The 22,876-nt window shown below is 68.8% G+C and carries 19 protein-coding genes and 2 pseudogenes; 8 read left to right on the top strand and 13 right to left on the bottom strand.

Translation table 11 applies throughout. The annotated features are described in order from the left end of the window. Positions 1 to 53: 53 nt before the first annotated feature. Together ACX5I6_RS09505 and ACX5I6_RS09500 are read left to right on the top strand one after the other, a co-directional pair. The gene (locus ACX5I6_RS09505) at positions 54 to 629 is read left to right on the top strand and encodes a TetR-like C-terminal domain-containing protein (protein ID WP_461840301.1); all 576 of its coding nucleotides are present in this window, start codon (positions 54 to 56) and stop codon (positions 627 to 629) included. A 359-nt stretch (positions 630 to 988) separates the two neighbouring features. Next, a complete protein-coding gene (locus tag ACX5I6_RS09500) occupies positions 989 to 2,017 on the top strand; it encodes a serine hydrolase domain-containing protein (protein ID WP_461840300.1) in 1,029 nt (342 codons plus the stop codon). A 375-nt stretch (positions 2,018 to 2,392) separates the two neighbouring features. Here the strand turns inward: ACX5I6_RS09500 and ACX5I6_RS09495 are convergent. Continuing rightward, a pseudogene (locus ACX5I6_RS09495) lies at positions 2,393 to 3,273 on the bottom strand (helix-turn-helix transcriptional regulator). Positions 3,274 to 3,375: 102 nt separating this feature from the next. On the opposite strand from ACX5I6_RS09495, the gene ACX5I6_RS09490 reads away from it, so the two are divergent. From ACX5I6_RS09490 to ACX5I6_RS09475, 4 genes are all read left to right on the top strand, one after another. Continuing rightward, the gene (locus ACX5I6_RS09490) at positions 3,376 to 4,836 is read left to right on the top strand and encodes an MFS transporter (protein WP_461840299.1); all 1,461 of its coding nucleotides are present in this window, start codon (positions 3,376 to 3,378) and stop codon (positions 4,834 to 4,836) included. Positions 4,837 to 4,921: 85 nt separating this feature from the next. Continuing rightward, positions 4,922 to 5,803, top strand: coding sequence for an aldo/keto reductase (locus ACX5I6_RS09485; RefSeq protein ID WP_461840298.1), 882 nt, complete (start codon positions 4,922 to 4,924; stop codon positions 5,801 to 5,803). 73 nt (positions 5,804 to 5,876) lie between these two features. After that, entirely contained in the window at positions 5,877 to 6,905 is a 1,029-nt protein-coding gene (locus tag ACX5I6_RS09480) for an aldo/keto reductase (protein ID WP_461840297.1), read from the top strand. Positions 6,906 to 6,951: 46 nt separating this feature from the next. Continuing rightward, positions 6,952 to 7,782 (top strand): oxidoreductase, encoded by an 831-nt coding sequence (locus ACX5I6_RS09475; protein ID WP_461840296.1) that lies wholly within the window; start codon positions 6,952 to 6,954, stop codon positions 7,780 to 7,782. Between the two features lie 124 nt (positions 7,783 to 7,906). Here ACX5I6_RS09475 and ACX5I6_RS09470 read toward each other — a convergent pair. The 4 genes and pseudogenes from ACX5I6_RS09470 to ACX5I6_RS09455 all read right to left on the bottom strand — a co-directional run bounded on the left by ACX5I6_RS09470 (position 7,907) and on the right by ACX5I6_RS09455 (position 10,734). After that, positions 7,907 to 9,272: pseudogene (locus ACX5I6_RS09470) on the bottom strand (FAD-dependent oxidoreductase). Between the two features lie 3 nt (positions 9,273 to 9,275). Then, entirely contained in the window at positions 9,276 to 9,686 is a 411-nt protein-coding gene (locus ACX5I6_RS09465; RefSeq protein WP_018761657.1) for an arsenate reductase ArsC, read from the bottom strand. Beyond that, entirely contained in the window at positions 9,683 to 10,387 is a 705-nt protein-coding gene (locus tag ACX5I6_RS09460; protein ID WP_461840295.1) for an aquaporin, read from the bottom strand. The genes ACX5I6_RS09465 and ACX5I6_RS09460 overlap by 4 nt, the downstream gene beginning before the upstream one ends. Continuing rightward, positions 10,384 to 10,734 carry a metalloregulator ArsR/SmtB family transcription factor gene (locus ACX5I6_RS09455; RefSeq protein ID WP_461840294.1) on the bottom strand — a complete coding sequence of 117 codons (351 nt, stop codon included), beginning with the start codon at positions 10,732 to 10,734 and terminating at the stop codon, positions 10,384 to 10,386. The genes ACX5I6_RS09460 and ACX5I6_RS09455 overlap by 4 nt, the downstream gene beginning before the upstream one ends. A 147-nt stretch (positions 10,735 to 10,881) precedes the next feature. Here ACX5I6_RS09455 and map point away from each other — a divergent pair, with 147 nt between their 5' ends. Further along, positions 10,882 to 11,655, top strand: a complete 774-nt coding sequence (gene map, locus ACX5I6_RS09450) for a type I methionyl aminopeptidase (RefSeq protein ID WP_461840293.1) — start codon at positions 10,882 to 10,884, stop codon at positions 11,653 to 11,655. A gap of 62 nt (positions 11,656 to 11,717) precedes the next feature. Here map and ACX5I6_RS09445 read toward each other — a convergent pair whose 3' ends face one another. Together ACX5I6_RS09445 and ACX5I6_RS09440 are read right to left on the bottom strand one after the other, a co-directional pair. Beyond that, positions 11,718 to 12,617, bottom strand: a complete 900-nt coding sequence (locus tag ACX5I6_RS09445; RefSeq protein ID WP_461840292.1) for an SGNH/GDSL hydrolase family protein — start codon at positions 12,615 to 12,617, stop codon at positions 11,718 to 11,720. Between the two features lie 96 nt (positions 12,618 to 12,713). Further along, the gene (locus ACX5I6_RS09440; RefSeq protein WP_461840291.1) at positions 12,714 to 13,232 is read right to left on the bottom strand and encodes a GNAT family N-acetyltransferase; all 519 of its coding nucleotides are present in this window, start codon (positions 13,230 to 13,232) and stop codon (positions 12,714 to 12,716) included. A gap of 155 nt (positions 13,233 to 13,387) precedes the next feature. Here ACX5I6_RS09440 and ACX5I6_RS09435 point away from each other — a divergent pair, with 155 nt between their 5' ends. After that, a complete protein-coding gene (locus ACX5I6_RS09435; protein WP_461840290.1) occupies positions 13,388 to 13,864 on the top strand; it encodes a hypothetical protein in 477 nt (158 codons plus the stop codon). Here ACX5I6_RS09435 and ACX5I6_RS09430 read toward each other — a convergent pair. From ACX5I6_RS09430 to ACX5I6_RS09405, 6 genes are all read right to left on the bottom strand, one after another. Further along, positions 13,833 to 15,809 carry an APC family permease gene (locus tag ACX5I6_RS09430; protein ID WP_461840289.1) on the bottom strand — a complete coding sequence of 659 codons (1,977 nt, stop codon included), beginning with the start codon at positions 15,807 to 15,809 and terminating at the stop codon, positions 13,833 to 13,835. The two genes, ACX5I6_RS09435 and ACX5I6_RS09430, sit on opposite strands and share 32 nt — an antisense overlap. A gap of 142 nt (positions 15,810 to 15,951) precedes the next feature. After that, entirely contained in the window at positions 15,952 to 16,635 is a 684-nt protein-coding gene (locus ACX5I6_RS09425) for a response regulator (RefSeq protein WP_018761665.1), read from the bottom strand. Further along, complete coding sequence (locus ACX5I6_RS09420) at positions 16,632 to 19,199, bottom strand: DUF4118 domain-containing protein (protein ID WP_461840288.1); 2,568 nt, start codon at positions 19,197 to 19,199, stop codon at positions 16,632 to 16,634. Before ACX5I6_RS09420 ends, ACX5I6_RS09425 begins: the two co-directional genes overlap by 4 nt. Positions 19,200 to 19,268: 69 nt before the next feature. After that, a complete protein-coding gene (locus ACX5I6_RS09415; protein WP_461840287.1) occupies positions 19,269 to 19,706 on the bottom strand; it encodes a hypothetical protein in 438 nt (145 codons plus the stop codon). 76 nt (positions 19,707 to 19,782) lie between these two features. Further along, on the bottom strand, positions 19,783 to 20,940 hold the full coding sequence (locus ACX5I6_RS09410) for an ROK family protein (protein ID WP_461840286.1): 1,158 nt from the start codon (positions 20,938 to 20,940) through the stop codon (positions 19,783 to 19,785). Further along, positions 20,937 to 22,856 carry a hypothetical protein gene (locus ACX5I6_RS09405; RefSeq protein ID WP_461840285.1) on the bottom strand — a complete coding sequence of 640 codons (1,920 nt, stop codon included), beginning with the start codon at positions 22,854 to 22,856 and terminating at the stop codon, positions 20,937 to 20,939. Before ACX5I6_RS09405 ends, ACX5I6_RS09410 begins: the two co-directional genes overlap by 4 nt. Positions 22,857 to 22,876: the final 20 nt, after the last annotated feature.

The following is a 22,876-nucleotide window of genomic DNA, read 5'->3' as shown; positions in this document are numbered from 1 at the left end:
GCACGGTGTTATGTAACGTTGTTACAAAACAAGGTTATGAAACAATGGGGTCCATGGCAAGACCTGTTGTGCATAACGATTCCCTGAGGCAGGACCTGTTGGCCGTCACGGCTGACCTGGTGGACCGCACTGGTCCGGCGCGGGTGACGATGCGGGACGTGGCCGCGGCCGCGGGGACCTCCACCACCGCCGTTTACTCGCTGTTTGGCGGGAAATCGAGCTTGCTCACCGCAGTCGTGGAGGATGGCTTCCGCTCGTTCGGCGAGTCGCAGGTGGCCGCAGCCGACGGCGGCCTGCAGGGGCTTGGCGTGGCGTACCGGGCCTGGGCCCTGGAGCACCAGGCACTCTACCGGCTGATGTTTGGTGGCGTGCTGGCCGCCTACGTCGAGTGCCGGCCGGACCCGGACGTTGCCCTCAATGCCATGCAGCCGCTGATGGACGCCGTCGCTTCTGCACAGTCCGCCGGGACACTCCTGGAAGCGCCCGTGGAACTGGTCGCCGCGGCCATCTGGGGGCAGGTCCATGGCCTGGTCAGTCTGGAACTGGCACAAGTCGGCCCACCGGATGCCGATTGGGCGGCCGTCTACGCCGCCGCCCTGGACGCCGTTGCCCGCGGCTGGGCGGCCTGAAGCACGACTAAGGTCCACGCCGCGGGCCCGGCGGCCCACCACCCGGGCCAGGCTTGGTCCTGTATTCGACACGTCGCCGAACCCTGCTTGATATGGGGTAGCTGCAACCCTTATGAGGCGTTGGGCAGGGGTGTAAATTAGGCCCAGCCGCAAGGACCAGGAAATGAATCGCAGGCTTACATGTTGGCCCACCACAGCGCCAACGGCTTGAATCGGCGGACGAAGGATCGTTTGTGGAGACGAGCGGGACTCGCCGTTGCCCTCACGCTAACTGGCTGTACTTATTCCCCGACGAGCCCGCACCGTCATCAAGCCCACCGAGTCTTTTCGCTTCCCTGGAAAGCCAGGCGCAGCTGTTCATGGACCAAGGCGCGGTGGCCGCCGTCGTACAAATCCGCTGGCCCGAGGGGCAATGGTCAAAGGCCTACGGCGTGCGAGACCTCGAGACCAGGACCCCGGCCCAGCCCACGGACCGGGCTGCGGTGGCAAGCGTCACCAAGACAATGACGGCCATCCCGGTGCTGAAACTGGTGGACGACCACCTGATCGGCCTCGACGATCCCGTCAATGACGTCATTCCCGGGTTCACATCCGCGCTCAAGCCTCCCGGTCCCATTAGCGTGAGGCAACTCCTCAGCCACACGTCCGGGATGCCCGAGGTCAACGATGCCCTGCCGCACGATGTTGACTTCCGCGCCGGGCTCTCAAAGACGCTCACCATGGAGGAGGCCCTCCAATTAGCGGGGACGCTCCCCTGGACCGAGGCCAGTGTGGGGTCCTTCAAGTACTCGAACACAAACTACTTCGCGCTCGGCATCCTTCTCCAGACGTTGCGGCACAAGCCCTACGTGCAGATCATGCAGGAGGAGGTCTTTGACCCCCTCGGTTTGAAGAACACCAGCCTGGCTCGCGTCGACCCGCATGAGCCCGGACTTCTGCACGGCTATGTCACCCTCCGCGGAGAACGGATTGACACCACAGACATCACCCTCGCCGACCCCAACCCAGCCGGCGGCGCGATCTCGACTATGGACGACCTGAACCTCCTGATGGCCGGGATATTCCAGGGACGCGCGGTCTCGGCGGCGTCCCTGCGCGAGATGAAGACCAGCCCCGGCTTTAGCCCGTACGGGCTGGGTCTGTGGGAGCACGCTGACGGATGCTCGAGGGAGTCGAGACATGAAGGACGGGGTGGGTTCTGGGAATATCAGACGGTAGCGGTCAGCAGCAGCGACGGCCGGTACCAGGCCGCCATGACGGTCACGACGCCGCCAATGCCCACGGAGCTTGAGGACCCGTCCACGGAGAACAAGCGTGTACTGCTGAACGGCCAAGTGGAATCGACCCTCAACGAGACCCTGGACCGGATCTGCAAGCCAGCCAGCTGAGAAAACGGGGCTGTGCACCCGTCCTATCCGACAGGATGCCCGTGCGAACAGTGATCCTGCCCCGGCAGAATCTCATGGCCTTGGATGCAAGTTCTCACCGGCGGGAGCGGCCTGTCATGGTAGCTGAGGAAGATGCTGCTGTAGGCACCCTCGACACCCTCGTCCTCCCGCCTCAGCCACTCTCCCAGATGCAGCCTGTGATGATCTCCGGGCTGCTCAGGCTTGGTCGATTCACTTGTCTGATGCCTGAAAGGATTCTTCGTCACGGCAATCGCGACCTTAGTAACGTCTCTGTTCGGCGCAGAGAGGAAACGGTGAAATCATCATAGGAGCCCCAAGTTCCTGCGGCAATTGGCTGCGGAACCACCGGAGACGTCAGTTGGTTTCCGTGACCGATGCCTGGGCCGGTTCCGCCTGCGTAGCGGCCCAGCTGGCCAGGACTTTGAGGGCGTCCTCGGACGGCGAGCCCGGCTCGGCCGTGTAGACGTTGATCCGCAGCCCAGGATCGGCGGGGAGCTCCAGCGCCTCGTAGGTCAGGTCCAGGTCCCCCACGATCGAGTGGTGGAGCCGTTTGCGGCCGGTGCGGTGGTACTTCACGTCGTGCCGGGCCCACCGGGTGCGGAACTCCTCGCTGCGGGTGGAGAGCTCCCCGATCAGGTCGGAAAGGTCCTTGTCATACGGGTTCTTCCCGGCCGTGGACCGCAGGACGGCAACAATGTCGTCCGCGGCGCGTTCCCAGTCGGCGAAGAACTCCCGCGCCTTCGGGCTCAGGAACGTGAACCGTGCGCTGTTGGGCGGGGTGCCGCCGTCGGTCATCATTTCCAGGTACAGGGCCCTGCCCAGCTCGTTGGCGGCCAGGACGTCGCCGCGGTCGTTGCGGACCCAGGCCGGCGCAGCGGTAATCGCGTCAATGACCCTCTGTACGCTGGGCCGCACCGTCAGCGGGCTCCGCTTCCGCCGCACCCGCGGAGCAGCCGTGGACGCCCGGGCCAGGTCGAACAGGTGGGCTGTCTCGGCGTCGTCCAACTGCAACGCCCGGGCCAGCGCCTCCAGCACGCTGTCCGAGGCACCGGAGAGGTTCCCCGTTCCAGCCGGATGTAGTAATCAATGCTCATCCCGGCGAGCATGGCCACCTCCTCCCGGCGCAGGCCCTTCACGCGCCGGTTGCCGCCATACGCCGGCAGCCCGGCTTCGTCCGGTGTGAGCCTGGCCCGGCGGGAAGTCAGGAATTTCCGCACGTCGTCGCTGTTGGTCATGGCACCCACGCTACGCCCGGCCCCCGCCGCGAGGGAGGGACTGGCAGTACCCGGAAGAGCCGTGACTCCCCCGGACATAAACATCACTGTTGCATGGAAGGCATGAAACCCGCACCCACAGCCCGCCCGGCAGCGACCGCCCGCCCGGCAGCCATCCTGGCGATCATCCTTGCCAGCTACTTCATGATCCTGCTGGACAACTCCGTCATCTTCACCGCCTTGCCCAGCCTGGAGGCGGACCTGCACCTCACAACGGGCCAGCTCTCCTGGATCCAGGACGCCTATGTCCTGGTCTTCGGCGGGTTGTTGCTGCTGGGCGCCCGGGCCGGCGACCTGCTCGGTCGGCGACGGGTCTTCGTCGTTGGGTTGGCGGTGTTCTCCATCGCGTCCCTGCTGATCGGCCTGGCCCCCTCCGCGGGGTGGGCCATCGCCGGCCGGGCCGTCCAAGGCATCGGCGCCGCCGTCGTCGCCCCCGCATCCCTGTCGTTGCTGACGGCCAGCTTCCCCGAAGGCCGCGAACGGACCCGCGCCGTGGCACTCTACGGTGCAACGGCAGGGATCGGCGCCAGCCTGGGCCTGGTCATCGGCGGCGCCCTGGCGCACTGGATCTCCTGGCGGGCCGGGTTCTTCGTCAACGTCCCCCTCGGCGCCGCCATGATCCTCCTCGCCCCGAAGTTCCTGCCCGAAACCGGCCACGCCACCGGACGGTTCGACGTCGCCGGAGCCCTCACCGCCACGCTGGGCGCCGGTGCCCTGGTGTTCGGCATCATCAACGCGGCGGAAGCCGGCTGGGACTCGCCGCTGACCCTCTGGACAGTCAGCGCCGGCGTCGTTCTCCTCGTCGCGTTTGTACGAATCGAACGCAGGGCCGCCCAGCCCATCATGCCGCTGCGGCTCTTCGCCAGCCGCCGCCGTACCGGCGCCTACGTGGCCCGGTTCCTGTACCTCGGCGCGATGATCGGGTTCTTCTTCTTCACCACCCAGTTCATGCAGGAAGTGCTGGGCTTCGACCCGCTCCAGGCCGGCATCGGGTTCCTGCCCATGACCGCCGTCAACTTCGCCGTGGCCATGGCCAATCCCCGGCTCGCACGGCGGCTGCCCGGCTCCGTCCTGCTCCTGGCCGGAATCCTGCTGACGCTGGCGGGGATGTTCTGGCTCAGCCTCGCCGGCACGGGGTCCTCCTACCTTTCCGGCGTGGCCCTGCCCATGGTCCTGATCGGCGCCGGCCAGGGCCTAGCGTTCGCGCCGCTGACCTCGTTCGGCATCGTTGGAGCCCCTGCCGCCGATGCCGGGGCCGCCTCCGGCCTGCTGAACACCTTCCACCAGATCGGCACCTGCCTGGGGCTCGCCGTCGCGGTCGCCGCCGCCGCCACCGTCCCGCACGGCCCTGCCACCGCCCACCTGGCGGCGCAGGTCAGCGCCGCCCTCACCGCCGGCAGCGTCCTCCTGCTCCTGGCCCTGGGCACCGCCGCGGTTTTCATCCTCCCGGCAGACCTGGCGGCCCGCCGCACCAACAACCGGCCGACGGCGGCCCGCACCTCCCCGCTGGAGCCCGCCCGGTAGCCACCCATCCGGGCATCCATCCGAAAAGGGGTACTGGCTGCCCCTCCCATAAACAGGCACACCCAAATACCGTGAAGGAATGGTTATGGAACTCACACTCAACAACGGCGTCACGATGCCCGCGCTCGGCCTCGGCGTCTTCCAAAGTCCCCCGGAAGAGACGACGGCGGCCGTCCAGACAGCGCTCGACGTAGGCTACCGGCACATCGACACAGCCGCCGCCTACGGCAACGAGCGCGAAGTGGGCGACGGCATCCGCCGCTCCGGCCTGGACCGTGGCGACTTGTTCATCGAAACCAAGGTCTGGGTCAGCGACTACGGCTACGACGAGTCCCTGCACGCGTGGGACAAAGCGGTGGGAAAGCTGGGCGTGGAGCAGCTGGACCTGCTCATCCTGCACCAGCCTGCGCCGGACCGGTTCGAGAAGACGGTCGCCGCGTACAAGGCGCTGGAAACCCTGCTGGCGGAAGGGCGGGTGCGGGCCATCGGCGTCAGCAACTTCATGCCGCACCACCTGGAGCAACTGCTGGAGGAAACGGACGTGGTCCCGGCCGTCAACCAGATCGAGCTGCACCCCTACTTCGCCCAGCGGAACGTCCAGGCCTCAGACGCAGAGCACGGCATCCTCACCCAGGCGTGGTCGCCGATCGGCGGCATCACCTTCTACCCCGGCTGGGGCGAGAACCGGAAGAACGTCATGCGGGACCCGGCGATCGCCGCCGTCGCAAAGGCCCACGGCAAGACCCCCGCCCAGGTGATGCTGCGCTGGCACCTCCAGCAGGGCCGCTCCGCGATCCCCAAGTCCACCAACCCGGCCCGCATCGCCGAAAACTTCGATGTGTTCGGCTTCGAGCTGTCCGCCGCGGACCTGGCTGCCATTGATGCTCTGGATACCGGCGTCCGCAGCGGCCCGGACCCGGACGTGGCCCGTCCCGAGCGGTTCGCCATGGCCATTCCCGAGGCCTGAGTCCGGAGAAAACCGAGTCCGAAAAAACTGAGTCCCAAAAAACTGAGTCCCCGGCAAAGAGATAAGGAACCAGATGGAATACCGCCCGCTTGGCCGCACCGGCGTGCAGGTCAGCCCCCTGTGCCTCGGCGCGATGATGTTCGGCCCCTGGGGCAACAACGACACCGACGACGCCACCCGCATCATCCACCGCGCCCTTGACGCCGGCATCAACTTTGTCGACACCGCAGACGTCTATTCGGGCGGCGTGTCAGAGGAAATCGTGGGCAAAGCCCTGGCCGGCCGCCGCGACGACGTCTTCCTGGCCACCAAGTTCTTCATGCCGATGGACGAGAAGGACCCCAACCGGCGCGGCGGCTCCCGCCGCTGGATCATGCGCGCCGTGGAGGACTCGCTGCGCCGGCTGCACACGGACCACATCGACCTCTACCAGGTGCACCGGCCCAGCCCGGACACCGATGTGGAGGAAACCCTAGGCGCCCTCACCGACCTGGTCCGCCAAGGCAAGGTGCGCTACCTCGGCTCCTCCTCCTACTCCGGATCGCAGATCGTGGAGGCGCAGTGGGCCTCCCGGGAACGCAACCTTGAACGGTTCGTCACCGAGCAGCCGCCCTACTCCATCCTGACCCGCGGCATCGAGGAGGACGTCCTCCCCACCGTGCAGCGGCACGGGATGGGCACCCTCACCTACAGCCCGCTCGCCGGCGGCTGGCTCTCCGGGCGGTGGCGGAAGGACTCCGCGTCTTCACCCACCTCCACTGCCCGCCCCAGCGCCCGGTTCGACATGTCCCAGCCGGCCAACCAGCGCAAGCTGGACATCGTCGAAGAGCTGGCGCAGGTGGCCGAATGGGCAGGCGTCACGCTCATCGAGCTGGCCATCGCCTTCGTCATCAACCACCCCGGCGTCACCTCCGCGATCGTAGGTCCGCGCACCATGGAACAGCTTGAGTCCTACCTCCCGGCCGCCGACGCGAAGCTGGCGCCGGACGTGCTGGACCGCATCGACCAGCTGGTGGCCCCCGGCGTCACCGTCAACGCCGACGACAACAGCTACGGCGCCCACGAACTCACCGCACAGGCACGACGGCGACACGCGGCTTAGCTGCCGGGCCCCGCCTTACTCTCCACACCCCATGAAAGGACAACCCATGGCAACGTGGCTCATCACAGGCTGCTCCACCGGACTTGGCCGGGCACTCGCGGAAGCCGTGCTCGCATCCGGGCACAACGCCGTCGTCACCGCCCGCAACGTCGAATCCGTGCAGGACATCACCGCAGGCTTCCCGGACACCGCGCTGGCACTTCCCCTGGACGTCACGGACAAGGCGCAGATCAGCGCGGCGGTCAAGGCGGCGGAGGAAAAGTTCGGCAGCATCGACGTGCTGGTCAACAACGCCGGCTACGGCTACCGCGCCGCTGTGGAGGAAGCCGACGACGCCGATATCCGCCAACTGTTCGACACCAACTTCTTCGGTGCGGTGGACATGATCAAGGCGGTGCTGCCGGGCATGCGCGCCAACAAGGGCGGGTCCATCCTGAACGTCTCCTCCATCGGCGCCCGGATCACCCCGGCCGGCTCCGGCTATTACGCTGCCACCAAGGCTGCGCTGGAAGGCATGTCCGGGTCGCTCCGCAACGAACTGAAACCGCTGGGCATCAACGTCACCGCGATCGAACCCGGCGGCTTCCGCACCGATTTCGCGGGCCGCTCGCTGACCCAATCGGCGACGCCGATTGGCGACTACGCCGAGACCGCCGGCAAGCGCCGCAAGGAAAGCGACACGAGCCACGGCAACCAGCCCGGCGATCCGGACAAGGCCGCCCGGGCGATCATCGCCGTCGTCGAATCCCCCACCCCGCCGGGCCTGCTGGTCCTGGGCACGGACGCCTTCGGTGCGTTCGGCATGGTGGCGGACGCCCAGCGGGCCGAACTGGACCAGTGGCAGGAGCTGAGCACCAGCACCGACATCACCGGCTGAGCCAACCAGCTCGCAGTTGTTGTCGTTTTGGAGCGTCAAAACGACAACAACTGCGAGCCAGTTGGGGTTGAGGGTGCGGGTCACCAGTGAACGGCCGCGTCGCCTCGTGGCAAGCCGGGCCCGTTTATACGCGCGCGGAGTCGCCGCTGCGGCCGTGCTCGACGCCGGTGGCGAAGCCGATCGTCACCGGCACCGGGCCGCCACAGCACGCGTCCCCGGCGGCAGCGTCGGCCGGGAGGCTGGTGGAGCAAACCCCGGTTTCCGGGAAGCTCGAGTTCCACGGCGTCCGCAGCCGCGGTATCCCCTGCCAGCGCTGCCGCGAGGGACCGGACCTGCTCATAGCCGGTGGCCATGAGGAACGTGGGCGCCCGGCCGTACGATTTCATGCCGGCAAGGTAGAAGTCCTTTTCCGGCTGGGCGAGGATCCTGGCGCCGTGGGCGGGGACCGTGCCGCAGCTGTGGAAGTCCGGATCGATCAGCGGGCCCAAAGCCTTGGGTGCCTCCACCGCCGGGTCCAGGTCCAGCCGGAGTTCCGACAGGATGGACAGGTCAGGGCGGAACCCGGTGGCGGGAATCACCCGGTCCACGGTCACGCTCCGGCCGTCCGCGGCGTGCACGGTAACCATATCGCCGCGGGTTTCGAGGGATGCCGTGTGGAAGTCCGTAAGGAGCTGGACGGCTCCGGTGTCGACGGCGGTGCGTAGCCGGGTGCCCAGCTGGCCGCGGGCAGGCAGTTCGTCGGCGTTTCCGCCGCCGTAGGCGCCGGCCGGAGAGGCTCCGCGGATGGCCCACAGGACCTCGGTTCCGGGGTTGGCGCGGGCCACGCGGGCGAGGTCAAGCACCATGTTCGCGGCGGAATGTCCGGCACCGACCACCAGGGTGCGGCGCCCGGCGAACCCGCCGGCGGTCACGTCGGGCAGCGGCGCGGTGACCAGCCCGGCGGCACGGGCCTCCGGCTCGCCCAGGGCCGTCAACCCGGAGGATCCCAGCGGCGCGGGCGTGGTCCAGGTCCCGGACGCGTCGATGACGGCGCGAGCCAGAAGCTCGGTGACCTCTCCGCCGTCGTGCTCAATCCGCAGCAGGAACGGCGCCTTGTCCCGGCCCTGGCTGCGGCCCTTGTCCATGCCCTGCCGGGTCACGGCCAGAACGCGGGCGCCGGTCCTGATCCGCCCCTTCAATTCCGGTGTGGCGGCCAGGGGTTCCAGGTAGTCGGAGACGATCTGGGAGCCGTAGGGCAGCGCGGTGGGCCGGGGCGCTTCCCAGCCGCTGCGTTCGAGCAGCCGCACCGAGGCCGGGTCCAGGTTGTATTTCCAGGTGGAGAACAACCGGATGTGGCCCCATTTCCGGATGGCCGACCCCACGGTGGGGCCGGCTTCCAGGACAAGGGGGTCCAGCCCGCGTTCGAGCAGGTGGGCGGCCGCGGCGAGGCCCACGGGCCCGGCGCCGATCACGGCCACGGGCAGCGATTCAACGGATGCCGGGGTGCCCACCGGTCAGCCCTGCGCCGGGGTCAGGGAAGCGATCAGGGCCTCCACGCGGGTCTTGATCTCGTCGCGGATGGGCCGGACCGAGTCCACGCCCTTGCCCGCCGGATCCTCCAGGACCCAGTCTTCGTAGCGCTTGCCCGGGAAGTAGGGGCATTCGTCGCCGCAGCCCATGGTGATCACCACGTCCGAGTCCTGCACCGCTTCCGTGGTGAGGACTTTGGGGATTTCGGCTGACATATCGATGCCCACCTCGGCCATGGCCTGGACGGCGGCCGGATTGACCTTCTCCGCAGGCTGGGACCCAGCGGAGCGGACCTCGATGGCGCCCTGGGAGAGGGTTGTCAGGTACGCGGCGGCCATCTGGGAGCGGCCGGCGTTGTGGACGCAGACGAACAGGACGGAGGGTTTGTGGCTCATGAGAGCACCTTTCGGTCGGCCGCCGGAGCGGTGGAAGCGGCGGTGAGGGAGGGGTAGAGGAAGCGGACCAGGACGAATCCGGCGGCGCCGCCGAGGATCTGCGCCAGGATGAAGGCAGGGGCCGACGACGGTGCGATGCCGGCAAAGGTGTCCGTGACCGTGCGGGCGATGGTCACCGCTGGGTTGGCGAAACTGGTGGAGCTGGTGAACCAGTAGGCGGCGGTGATGTACCCGCCCACGGCGAACGCTACCCGGTCTGCCCGGCCGGACCGGACCGTTCCGAAGATGACCAGCAGCAGGCCCACCGTGGCGATGACCTCCCCCAGCCAGAGCGGGGCGCCGCTGCGCTGGTGCGTGGACCAGGTGACGGCGTCCAGCCCGAACATGAGGTTTGCGGCCACCGTGCCGGCCAGGCCGCCGAGCACCTGGCCGGCGACCAGGCCTGCCGCGGTGGGGGTGTCCACCATCCCCAGCGCCCGTTCCAGCAGGGTCACCACGGGATTGAACGACGCCGACACGGGCTGCAGTGCCACGATCAGCGCCACCAGCGCGGCACCCGTGGCGAGGCTGTTCTGCAAAAGCTGCAGGCCGACGTCGTCCGGTGACAGCCTGGAGGCCATCACGCCCGAGCCGACCACGGCCATGGCCAGGAACGCCGTTCCGATGAATTCCGCCGCCGCCCGGCGGACCAGGACGGTCACGCGGCCTGCCCGCCGATCAGGGCGGCCAGGTTCTGCAGGGCCTCGGTGCGGGCCCGGTAGTAGACCCAGACTCCGCGCTTTTCCCGGTCCAGCAGGCCTGCCTCGTGCAGGATCTTCAGGTGGTGGCTGATGGTGGGTTGGGAGAGGTCGAAGGCATCGTTGAGGTCGCAGACGCAGGCCTCGCCGCCCTGGTGCGAGGCCACCATGGACATCAGCCGGAGCCGGACGGGATCCGCCAATGCCTTCAGCAGCGGCGCGATCCCTTCGGCGTCCGACTCGGACAACGGCTGGCGCGCCAGCGGGGCGCAGCAGGCTGCGGCCTGGACCGGAGTCAGCTCCAAAGACATAGACATACGTAAATATTTACATCCATCAATGTCTTTGGCAATCGCCGCAATAATCCCGCAGGTCCGGGCCGTCCTCTTGCAGCCCGCGGCGGCTGGACAAATAGGATGGCCCCTACAGCTACCCGGCCGCAGATGAAGGGCGTCCCCATGATTGAGATCCTCAGCCCCGCCGAAGTGGCCCGCGCACGCGTCACCGGCACCCTGGTGGCTGACATCCTGCAGGCCATGAAGAGCCGCGCCACGGTGGGCACCAACCTGCTGGACATCGACCAGTGGACCAAGGAGATGATCGCCACGGCCGGGGCCGAGTCCTGCTACGTGGACTACGCGCCGTCCTTCGGGCGCGGCCCGTTCGGGCACTACATCTGCACCGGGGTCAACGACGCCGTGCTGCACGGACTGCCCCACGACTACGCCCTGGCCGACGGCGACCTGCTGACCCTTGACCTCGCCGTCGTCAAGGACGGGGTGGCAGCGGACGCCGCCATCAGCTTCGTCGTGGGCGAATCGCGGCCGGCGGAGAGCGTGGCGATGATCGAGGCCACCGAGAAGGCGCTTGCCGCCGGCATCGCCGCCGCGGGACCGAGCGCCAAGATCGGCGACATCTCCTACGCGATCGGCCGCGTCCTCACCGACGCCGGGTACCCCATCAACACCCAGTTCGGCGGCCACGGCATCGGCTCCACCATGCACCAGGACCCGCACGTGCCCAACATGGGCCGGCCCGGCCGCGGCTTCAAGCTGCGGCCGGGACTGTTGCTGGCGCTGGAGCCATGGATCATGGCCGACACGGCGGAACTGGTCACGGACGACGACGGCTGGACCCTCCGCAGCGCCACCGGCTGCCGGACGGCCCACACGGAGCACACCATCGCCATCACGGACGACGGCGCCGAGATCCTGACCCTGCCCTCGCGGTAGGAGCTATCCGGTCCCGGCCACGGTGCTGCGGCGTTCCAATGTGTCCCCGCCCAGGGTACGGGTCAGCCCTTCACGAGCTGGGCGGGCTTGATCGCGCTGACCATGGCCGGGTAGTAGCCCTGGGAATATCCGTCGGCGGTGGGGTGGAAGTTGAACTGCGTGTACTGGCCCAGGTTGAACCAGGAGGCGGAGGAACCAATTTCGTGGCCGTTGAATTTGGGGGCGACGTCCACGAACTGGGCGCCGGCGTTCCGTGCCTTCGCCGCGAGGACGGCGTTGAGCTGGTCCGTGCCCTTGTCGAACACGGCGGCGGCCGCTGCGGTCATGACGCCGCCGCCGGCGATGACTGTGGTGGATTCCCCGGCCGTCGCAAAGAGCCGGGGGTAGCCGAGCCAGGCGATCTTGGCATTTGGCGCGTAGCCGCGGATTGTACCGACCGTCCCGGCGACGTCGACCCCGTTTGCAAGCTGGACTCCATAGGCTGCGGCCGCCTGGCACCCGGTGGCCTGTGGCGATGCGTCTGCAGCACACGCTCCGATGATCTGGCCGAAGTTGACGTCGTTGCCGCCGGCGGTAAGCGTAACGAGTCCTGTGGTGCTGTTGAGCGCACCATCAAGGGATGCCTTCGCCGCCTGCTGGGCAATAGTGGGAATACCTGAAGTTGTTGCTCCGACAGTCGCGCCCGCACACGCGTAGTCGCCGGTGAGGGCCACCGATTGCAGCTGGTCGAACAGCGCCACGTCGTCAGGACCGCCGTGCAGGCAGGCCGGGCTGCCGAACGCCGGATTCACGGCGGCAGTTGGCGCCAGCGACCCCCAGCCGGCCGAGAAGGAGTCCCCGAGGTTGACGTAGTTGACGGGGCTCTGCGCGGCGAAGGCCGGCGTGGCTGCCCCTGAGAGGATGAGCGTTGTGGCGGCGGCGAAAGCCGCGGCACTGCGGCGGTAGGCCGAGGGAAACTGCATGATGTACTCCGTACTGTCCTCGGGTAAGCGTGTCCATTGACGCTAGGCCTGGGCCGCACGCCCAAACAGGGTCCTTGGACTCTGGCAAACCAGGAGCTATTCCGTCCCGGCCACGGTGCTGCGGCGTTCCAGGAGCAGCGTGTCCTGCCAGTGCCCGGCTTTGGGCCCGGTGCTGATCCGGGCTATCCGCTCCCGGGTCCCCACCACGCGGAACCCGAGACGCTGGTGCAGGACCAGGCTGGCGGTGTTTTCCGGGAAGATGCTGGACTGGATGGTCCAGATGCCCGCGGCCTCGGTGGAATCGATCAGGGCTCCGAGCAGGAGCCGGCCGACGCCCCGGCCCTGCGTCCGCGGCGCCACGTAGATGGAATGCTCCACGAGGCCCCGGTACACCTCCCGGGAGGAAACCCGGGACACGGCGGCCCAGCCCAGGACCCGGCCCGCGTCCTCGGCGATGAGCCGGTGCTCAGGCAACCGGCCGGCGTCGAACGCTTCCCAGGTGGGCGGTTCGCTCTCGAAGGTCGCTTCCCCCGTGGCGATGCCGGCGGCGTAGATCGCGTGCACGGCGTCCCAGTCATCGGGGCGCATGGGGCGGATGGTCACGGGGCTGTCCATGGGTCCCATTATGGTTTACCGGCCCGGTCCCCCTGGCCGGGAGGCGGCCCGGGCGGGGCGTAAATAATCCGTCAATAATTGGCCCCCGCCATCCCGCCTGCGCCTGTGCAGCCCTTTGATGGAGGCATAGGCGGCATGGGAGGCAGGGAGCGCAGATGCGGTGGGATGAGGCGCCGGAGGACCGCGGCAGGGTCAAGTTCGCCGCCGCGGCCGAGGCCGTGGAGGGCTACGGCGGCCGGGCCTTGAACGGGCGTGCCCTGCAGCCGGCCAGCGGCTACCTTTTCCCCGACCAGGACGGCGAGGAATGGTGGGTCATCTTCCAGCCGTGGCCGCCGTCGGGCATGCACGCCCACAAAGTTCCCGGCGACATCCTGGCCTGCAACGATTCCTACGGCGACATGGTGCACGTGGTGGTGCTGGCAGCGGGCGTGTGGGAGGACGACGCCGAGGCCGCCTTCCGCGCGCACGTCCCGCTGACGCTGGCGGACGCCGCCCGGGTGGCGGCCACGGTGGCGCACGTGGCGGCACCGGGGCCCGCTGCACCGGAGCGCCCCGGTCCCGCGCCGAAGCGCAAGGACGGGACGCCGGCGGACCCTCCGGTCAGCCCACGTGGACCCATGGGCGCTGGGTGACATCCGGAACGGCCTCGCGCAGGACCTCACGGGTCACCGGCGCGATCTCGCCCTCGCCCAGGAACAGGAACCGCACCAGGTTGGTGATGGGGTTTCCCTCGGTCCAGCGGAAGTAGATGTGCGGCATCAGCCCGGTCACGTCCCTGATGTGCAGGAGCACGGAGGCGATGGTGTTGGGAACCACCGGCCCGTGGACTTCCAGGACGTGGTAGCCGTGGCGGTTCACGCCGCGGACGTGGAGCTCCGTTTCGAAGTCGGAGGAGTCGTCCACAATGACTTCGAGGAACAGGGCGTCCCCCGCCAGCGGCAGGTGGCTGACCTCGATGGCAGATTCCAGCTTGTCCCGGTACGCCTCCGCTGACAGCCGGAGTGGCTCATGGGCAATGATGGCGATGGGCCCGTCCAGGGTGCTGGACATGAACTCCAGGGCCTGCTGGTCCAGGTGCACCCGGGTTGCGTGGAGTTCGAAGGAACGCCGGACCCTGGACAGCAGGGAGATCACGATGATGCCCAGGATGAAGATGGCCGCGATCCGGATGCCTTCGGGACGTTCGAAGATGTTGGCCACCGTGGTGTACGCGAACACCACCGAGATGGCGCCGAAGCCGAACGTAAGGTTCCGCTGCCCTCGGCGGCGCGCCGACAACGTCACGGCCACGGCGGCGGAGGTCATCAGCACCAGGACGCCGGTGGCGTAGGCGCCGCCCTGGGCGTCCACGTCGGCGTTGAAGATGAACGTGATCACGAAGCCGATCAGGGTGAAGACGAGCACCAGGGGGCGCACCGCCTTGGCCCATCCGGGGGCCATGCCGTAGCGCGGCAGGTAGCGGGGAACCAAGTTCAGCAGGCCGGCCATGGCCGAGGCGCCGGCGAACCAGAGGATGCCGATGGTGCTGATGTCGTAGACGCTGCCGAATCCGACGCCCAGGTATTCGTGCGCAAGGAACGCCAGGGCGCGCCCGTTCGCCTGGCCGCCGGGCTGGAATTCCTGCTCCGGGATCAGGACCACGGTAATGAAGCTGGTGGTCAGCAGGAACACGCTCATGATCGCCGCGGCGGTGGTGAGCATGCGCCGGGCACCGCGGATGCGGCCCGCCGGGTTCTCTTCGGTATCGTCCGCCGCGCCCCGGACCTGCGGCATCACCGCAACGCCCGTCTCAAAGCCGGACAGGCCCAGCGCCAGCTTGGGGAACACCAGCAGCGCGATGGCCACCGCCATCAGGGGATTGCCGTGGGAAACCCACAGGTTGGTCCACCAGTCCCCCATGGCTGCAGGATGGGCAATCACCTGCATCAGGGTGGCCACCACAACCACGGCGTTCAGGCCCAGGTAGAGGACCACCAGGACGACGGCGACGCCGATCGCCTCCTTGAATCCCCGCAGGAATACCGCCGCCAGCAGCGCGAGCAGGAAGAGCGTGACCGGGACGTTCTGGTTTTGCAGCCAGCCGGGGGCAACCGGGTTGCCGATCAGGTGCGCGGTGGCGTCGGCTGCCGAGAGGGTCATGGTGATCATGAAGTCGGTGGCGGCGAACCCGAGCAGGACCAGCACCAGGAGCTTGCCGCCCCAGCGTGGCAGCAGCCGCTCAAGCATGGCGATGGAGCCTTCACCGCGCGGGCTCTCACCGGCAACCCTGCGGTAGACCGGCAGCGCGCCCAGCAGGGTCACCGCCACCAGTACCAGGGTGGCCAGCGGGGAGATGACCCCGGCAGCCAGCGCCGCGATGGCCGGCTGGTACCCCAGGGTGGAGAAGTAGTCCACGCCGGTCAGGCACATGACCTGCCACCACGTGTGCTTCCGTTCGTGCTGCGTCGGAACGCCGCCGGGGCCCGGGTGGGTGCCCTTGCTGTCCTGCAGGCCAAACAGCAGCCAGTCCTTGAGCGCCTTCCTGCCATGCGGGTGGAGCGCGGAAGGATCCGCCGGGGGCCTGCTTAACGTGGTCATGACTACCTTTCCGCGCTGCCCTGTGCACCGCGATCACTGCGAAGCTAGCACCGGCAAAATTGGCTGGCGTGGGAAAGGGGGTTTTCTTAATGATTCCTTTACGCGTGATGTACGACGCCGTCGGGGCCCTTGGCGGGGCGGGTCACGGTTCGAAGCGGTAGCCCATGCCGGCCTCGGTGAGCAGGTGCCGGGGCCGGGCGGGGTCGGCCTCGAGCTTGCGGCGCAGCTGGCCCATGTAGACGCGCAGGTAGTGGGTTTCGTTCTCGTAGCCGGGGCCCCAGACCTTCCGGAGCATCTGCTGCTGCGTGATCAGCCGGCCGGGGTTCCGGGCCAGCAGTTCCAGGATGGCCCATTCGCGGGGCGTGAGCCGGACCGGGTCTCCCGCGCGGGTGACTTTCCGGTTGGCCAGGTCCACTTCGAAATCGCCCACGTCGATGGCCGGGCCGCTGTCCACCGTTTCGGGGGTTCCGCTCCGGCGCCCCGCCACGCGCAGCCGCGCCAGGAGTTCGTCCAGGCCGAACGGCTTGGTCACATAGTCGTCGGCGCCGGCGTCCAGGGCCCGGACCTTGTCCACGGAGCCGTGCCGGGCGGACAACACGATGATGGGCATGCTGCTGGTCCGGCGCACCCTGGTGATGACGTCCACGCCGTTGATGTCCGGCAGCCCGAGATCCAGGACCATCACATCCGGATGGCCGCCCTCCGCGTGGTGCAGGGCGGACGTACCGTCCAGCGCCGTCAGCACCCGGTAGCCTTCAGCTTCAAGGTTCACCTGGAGGGCGCGCAGGAGCTGGGGTTCGTCATCGACGATCAGGATGGTCCTCATGGCGTGCTCCCGGCCGGGCGGCGGCGGTCCGGGGCGGCGGCCCCCGCGGAGAGCGGCAGCCTGATGATCATGGTCAGTCCGCCGCCGGGGGTCGGTTCGGCCACCAGCCGGCCGCCCATGGCCTCCGTAAAGCCCTTGGCGACGGCCAGGCCAAGCCCGATGCCGAGCCCTTCCGGGGCATCATCAAGCCGCTGGAACGGCTGGAACATCGCGGCGGCCGCGGCAGCGGGCACACCCTGCCCGTGATCGACGATGCGCAACTCGCCGAACCCGCCGTCGTCGTCCGTCCTTAGCGTCCCGGCCGAAACGCCCACGATCACCACGTCCGACTCCGGCGCGTATTTGAGCGCGTTCTCCACGATGTTGGCGATGACCCGTTCCAGCATGCCCAGGTCGGCGTCCACGGCGGGCATGGAGGGTGCGAGGTCAACCCGGATCCGGCCTGCCGGGAGCCCGCGCAGCGCGTCCTCGATCGCGTCGCGCCAGGAGACCGGCGCTGTCAGCGGGGCCGCCGAGCCGCTGGAGATGCGGGACATGTCCAGGAGGTTCGAGATCAGGGCGTCCAGGCGCTCGGTGTAGGACTCGATCGTGGCGAGCATCTCGGCCTGCACCTCTTCCGGCAGCCTGCGGTTTTGGCGGCGCAGGGCGGTGACGGCGAGCTTGATCCCGGCCAGCGGGGTGCGCAGGTCGTGGCTGACGGCCCGCAGGATGGACGTGCGGACGCTGTTGCCCTCCGCAAGTTTGGTGGTGCTTTGCAACCTTCGCTGCAGGGCCTGGCGCTGGCGCAGCAGCAGGAGGTGGGCGCCGTGGGCTGCGAGGAGGAGGCGGTCCCCGGCGGTCAGGGTCCGCCCGGAGAGGACCAGCGCCGTCCGGTCGTCGGCCAGTTCCACGCTGTCCGTCAAGGCCGCGGCGTCCGGAGCCGGCGGCGGCGGGGCACCCGAGAAGGCCTGGAGTTCCCACGCTCCGCTGCCGTCACCGGCCACGGTGAACAGGCCTGCCGAGCGGACCTGGAAGGTTTCCCGGACCTTGTCCATGAACGCGGCCACGGTGTCATCGGCGAGCAACGCGTCGCGGGCCAGGTCCGCCAGGGTGGCTGCCTCGGCGCGGGCCCGGGCGGCTTCCCGGGCCCGCCGGGCGGACAGGCCAACCACCAGGGAGACTGCCACCGCCGCCGCCAGGAACACCGCCAGCGCGAACACGTTTTGCGGGTCCTTGATGTTGAACGTTCCCACCGGGTCTGTCTCGAAGAAGTTCAGCAGCAGCGAGTCCAGGACCGCCGCGAGCACCGCCGGCCACAGCCCGCCAATGAAGGCCACCGCCATGACCCCGGTCAGGTGCACCAGCGCGTGGGTGGCGAGGTTAAGGTCCGGGCTGGCGGCCAGGGCGGTGGTCAGGATGATCGGAAGGACGACGGCGAGGATGAACCCGACAGTGGTGCGCGTACGGCCCAGTGCTGCGGTGGCGGGCCTGGGCAGGCCGGCGCCGCCGTGCGGCCGGGACACGATGTGCACGTCGATGTCGCCGGAGTCCTGCACCACCTTGGCCCCGGCTCCGGAACCGAGCAGCCGGCTCCACAGCCCTCCGGTCGAGGCGCCGATGACGATCTGCGTGGCGTTGACGCTGCGGGCGAATTCCAGGAGCGATTGGGCCGCGTCCTCCCCCGAGACTGTGTGCCAGGTCCCGCCGAGATCCGTGACCAGGCGCTGCTGGGCGTCCAGTGCGTGGCCGGATTCGGCGGTGCCGCCGTCTCCCCGCCGCACGTGGACGGCCAGCAGGTCGCCGCCGTGGACCCTGGACAGGATCCGGGATGCCCGCCGGATGAGCAGTTCTCCGTCCGGGCCGCCGTCCAGGCCAACCACCACCCGTTCGCGTGCGGGCCAGGTGGCGGTGATGCCCTGGCTTTTCCGGTAGGTCGCCAATCCTTCGTCCACGCGGTCGGCGAGCCAGATCAGGGCGATTTCGCGCAATGCGATCAGGTTGCCCAGGCGGAATTCGTTGGCCAGGGCCGCATCTATGGCGTCCTTGGCGAACACCTTTCCGTCGGCGACGCGCTGGCGCAGCAGCTCGGGCGGAATGTCCACCAACTCGATGTGCTCTGCCCGCCGCACCACGGCGTCCGGCACGGTTTCACCGCCCGGCTGGTCCGTGATGGCCGCGACGGCGTCCCGCAGCGACGCGACGTGCTGGACGGTAAGGGTGGTCAGCACGTCCGTCCCGGCCGCCAGAAGTTCCTCGATGTCCTGCCAGCGGCGCCCGTTCCGGCTTCCCGGGGCGTTGACGTGGGCATAGTCGTCGACGACGGCCACCTCCGGGTGCCGGGCCAGCAGTGCCGGCACGTCCAACTCGGCGGCCGCCGCTCCGCCGGCGCCGGGCACCGGGCGCGGGGCAACGAGGTCGAGCCCGTCGAGGAGGTGCGCCGTCTCGGTCCTGCCGTGGTCCGCGGCGATGCCGACGGCCACGTCCCGGCCGCACGCCGCAAGGCGGTGCGCCTCGCGCAGCATGGAGTATGTTGTGCCGGCTCCCGTTGCCGCGCCCAGGAAGATGCGAAGCGTTCCCCGTGCCATGTTCACAGTCTTATCCCCTCCGGCCACCCGGACCAACTCCCCGGGCTGCCGGCCGCCCGCAGGTACAGGCTATTCCACCCAGCGGAGCAGCCACACGGTCGTGGCCGGCGGCAGGTACCCGTCCTGGAGGGCGCCGCTGCTGATCACCACGATCTCCTCGGGCACCGGCACGGGCGAGCGGCCGAAGTTGGCGACGCAGTGCCACCCGTACGGCCGGCTGAAATGCAGCAGGGCGTCGTCCCGGGAGTCCTCCCAGTGGACGTAGTTGAAGGACTCCAGTTCGGTCCGCCAGGCAGAGGCCGCGCGCAGGAAGTCCCGCCGGCCGCCGTTGGCACCGAGACGAACGTCCGGGTCCACGGGACCCGCATGGTCCGGGTCAACGGGACCCGCGTCCTCAGGGCAGGGCAGCGCCAGGTTGAGGAGCAGGACGGCCCGGATCCAGTGTTCCGCCAGGCTGCGGTCCCGCGGAGGCTGCCGGAGGGCGGCCCGCACGTTCAGTGAAGGCAATCTTTGCTCGATTCTGTAGGAAGACCCGCGCGCCGCAATGGTGCCGGCGCACGCCGGCGTGGAATACCGGGGTGGTTCAGCGCAGGGACCGCTGGATGGCCAGGCAGGCGGCGCCCTTGCCCCAGAGATCGGCGTCGGCGGGCGCCACCTTGAGCCGGGGCAGGAAGTCGCCGCCCTCGAGCGAATACTCCCGAAGGGACGCCGCCGACCGGTCGGCCAGCAGGTCGTAGGCGGCGGAACCTTCGCCGGTGATGACCACCAGTTCGGGGGCGGCAAGGTTGCACACCACCGCCAGGCCGCGCCCGATCCAGCCGCCTGCGTCATCAAAGGCTGCCCGGGCGGCGGCTGCCCGCCTGCCCTGGCCGTCCCGGGCCAGCCGCATCGCCGTGCCCACATCCGCGGTACCGGCGGCGGCGGCGATCGCTGCGTCGCCGGCGAGCGCTTCCAGGCAGCCCCGCCGGCCGCAGCTGCACAGCGGGCCGTCCGGAACCAGCGGGATGTGGCCCAGTTCCCCGGCGGCTCCCTGGGCCCCGCCGTACACCTTTCCGTCGAACACGAGGCCCAGTCCGATGCCGGGGCCCAAGGTCACCACCGCGAAGTTGCGGGCGTTCCTGCCGTCGCCGAACAGGTGCTCGGCGACGGCCAGGGCGTTGACGTCGTTGTGGACGGTGACGGGCAGCGCAATCTGTTCCGCCAGGGGTGTTGCCACGTCCACCCCCCGCCAGCCAAGGATTGGGGAAAAGCGGCATGTCCCGGCGTCGGGATCCACGTGTCCGCTGACCGCCACCCCCACGCCCAAGGCCTTTTCCCGCGCGCCGGGCACCGAGTCGAGCAGCCGGTCCACCAAGGCGGCGACGGCCCGGAAGGTGTCCGCAGGCGCCAGCGGAACACCCACTTCCTCGCCGCGGGCCAGCACGTTTGCGCCCAGGTCCGTGACGACGCCGGAAATGACCTTGGGACCGATCTTGATGCCCACCGCGGTGTGCTTTGTGGCCACGACTTCGATCAGGCGCTCAGGCCGGCCGCGTCCGTTGGGCGTGGTGGGCGCCTCCACCACGTATCCCTGGTCAACCAGCGGCCGGAGTGTCCGGGCGATGGTGGACGGGTCCAGGGATGCCTGCCGGGCAAGCTCCACCCGCGAGATCGGCGCGTGCCGCAGCACCAGGGAAAACAGCCCGGCCCGGTGCGGATCCCTGAGGGCGGGAACCCCGAAGGCCTGCGTCGGTGTGCTCACATGTCCAACTCTATCCAGTTCAGGTTGATGGCTCCCTTGTCCGTGGCGCCCCTGCCGATGGTGACCAGGTTCAGGCCGGCATCGAGCGTGATGGTGCCGTCCGCCACGCCCCAGGTGTCCCAGGTGGCCAGGCCAGGGAAGCTGACGTGGACCGGACCGTCCACGGTGGAACGGTCCGCCTTTTCGGCGGTGACCGTCATGGTGCTGGTATCGCCGGTGGCATTGGCATACCGGTAGCGGATGGCGTAGCTGCCGCGGTGCGGCACCTGGACCGCGAACGTGACCAGCGGGTCCGCGCTGCCGGAGCCCGCCTGGAGTCCGTCCACGAAGCCGTTGCCGTCATACCCCGGGTGGTTGTTGTTGAAGCCGGCCCCGCCTCCCCAGGCTGCGAAGGCCGCGGGGTACCGGGTGGTGCCGTGCATCTTCGGCGGAGTGACGCGGAAGATGGCCGAGGCGTGCGGGGCCAGCGCGGCCGTGGCGCGGGAGTCCATGCCCAGGTTCCTGTGCTCCCAGAGGTCCCGGACGTTGCCGCCGGTTGCCAGGCCGAGGTCCTTTGCGAAGTCGATGGTCTTGGTGACCGTTTCAGTGTCGCTGCGGTTGAAGAGCGCAACGCCCCACGAACCGTCCGGAAGCTGCCCGGCCCAGCGTTCGGTGTCACGGGAGCCCGGGTCCTTGGAGAACGGGGTGGCGGACCGGTAGAGGGGCTTGCCCACCAGGCCATCGGCATTGAGCTGGAGGACTTCCTTGTTGGTGTACACCCAGGCGTTGTTGCCGATTTGCTGGTAGGTGTCAGCGATGGCCAGGGGTGATCCGGCCGCGACCATCAGGTTCATCATGGTCTTGCGTTCCTCGTCGCTGGCAAAGGTGCTGGCGCGCATGAAGTCGCCGTCCAGGATCAGCTGGCCCCTGCCGTTGCGGTGGGACCAGCCGGTGAACCCGCAGAACGGGTTGGCCCAGTTGGGCCAGGCGTCCTGCCAGTTCTGGCGCATCCCGCTCAGCCGGTCCCAGCCGCCCTTGTCGGCGTCGGCATTGATCCGCACCAGGTCGCCGTTGGCCAGTTCCGCGGAGCCGTCCTGGAACATGTGCGGCATCACGAGCGAAACTTCCATGTCCTCGCCGGCGGCCTCGTTGATCCAGGAGAGGGCGAGTTCGTAGTTGGCCCGGCCGTGCGGGGCGTTGACCTGCCCGATGTTCGCGTCCCTTCCGTCCTCGTACCAGGAGAGGAAGTCGATCCGCAGGTAGGGAACGCCGAGGTCCTTGAAGTAGCGCACGTAGCCCTGGACGTATTCCTTGGCGCCGGACTTGGTCACGTCCAGCCAGTACAGCTGGGTTCCGCCGATGTCCCGGGCGAAGAAGTCCCCGGGCACCACCAGGTCCGCGATCTTGACGTCGGGCCGGCCCAGGACGGTCTTGGAAGCGTCTTCGACGGCGGCCCGGTGCACCCAGAGGGGGTTGTAGTAGACACCCAGCTTCATCTTCCGCGCGGCCAGGTAGTTTGCCCAGTAAGCCCAGTCGTGCTGCCAGGAATCGTTGTAGCTGGTGATGTAGCCGTTGCCGGTGGTGCGGCTGGAGCCTTCGATCCAGCCGTCGGTGCAGGCGATGTCGTAACCGAAATCGGCGAAGTTTCCGGCCAGCCAGTCGATGTTGGCCTTCCACTCGTTTTCCGGAATGGGGGCGTTGTGCGGGAACGAGTAGCCGTAGATGTTCCAGTACCGGGGGCCGGCACCGCTGCGGGTGAACACGCTGTTCCGGCTGGCCAGGCGCAAGGGCGGCGCGGCCGTGACGGGGACGCCCGGGCGGGCGGTGACGGCGGTGACGGCGGTGGCGGCCTGGGCGGAGCCTGCCATGCCCAAGGCGTAGGCGAGGGTGGCGGCGCTGCCGGTGGTGAGCAATGTGCGGCGGGACAGGTTCATCATCGATCAGTCCTTTGGGAGGG

Source organism: Arthrobacter sp. MMS24-T111, assembly GCF_054888995.1.
This window is presented reverse-complemented; position numbering and strand designations above follow the sequence as displayed.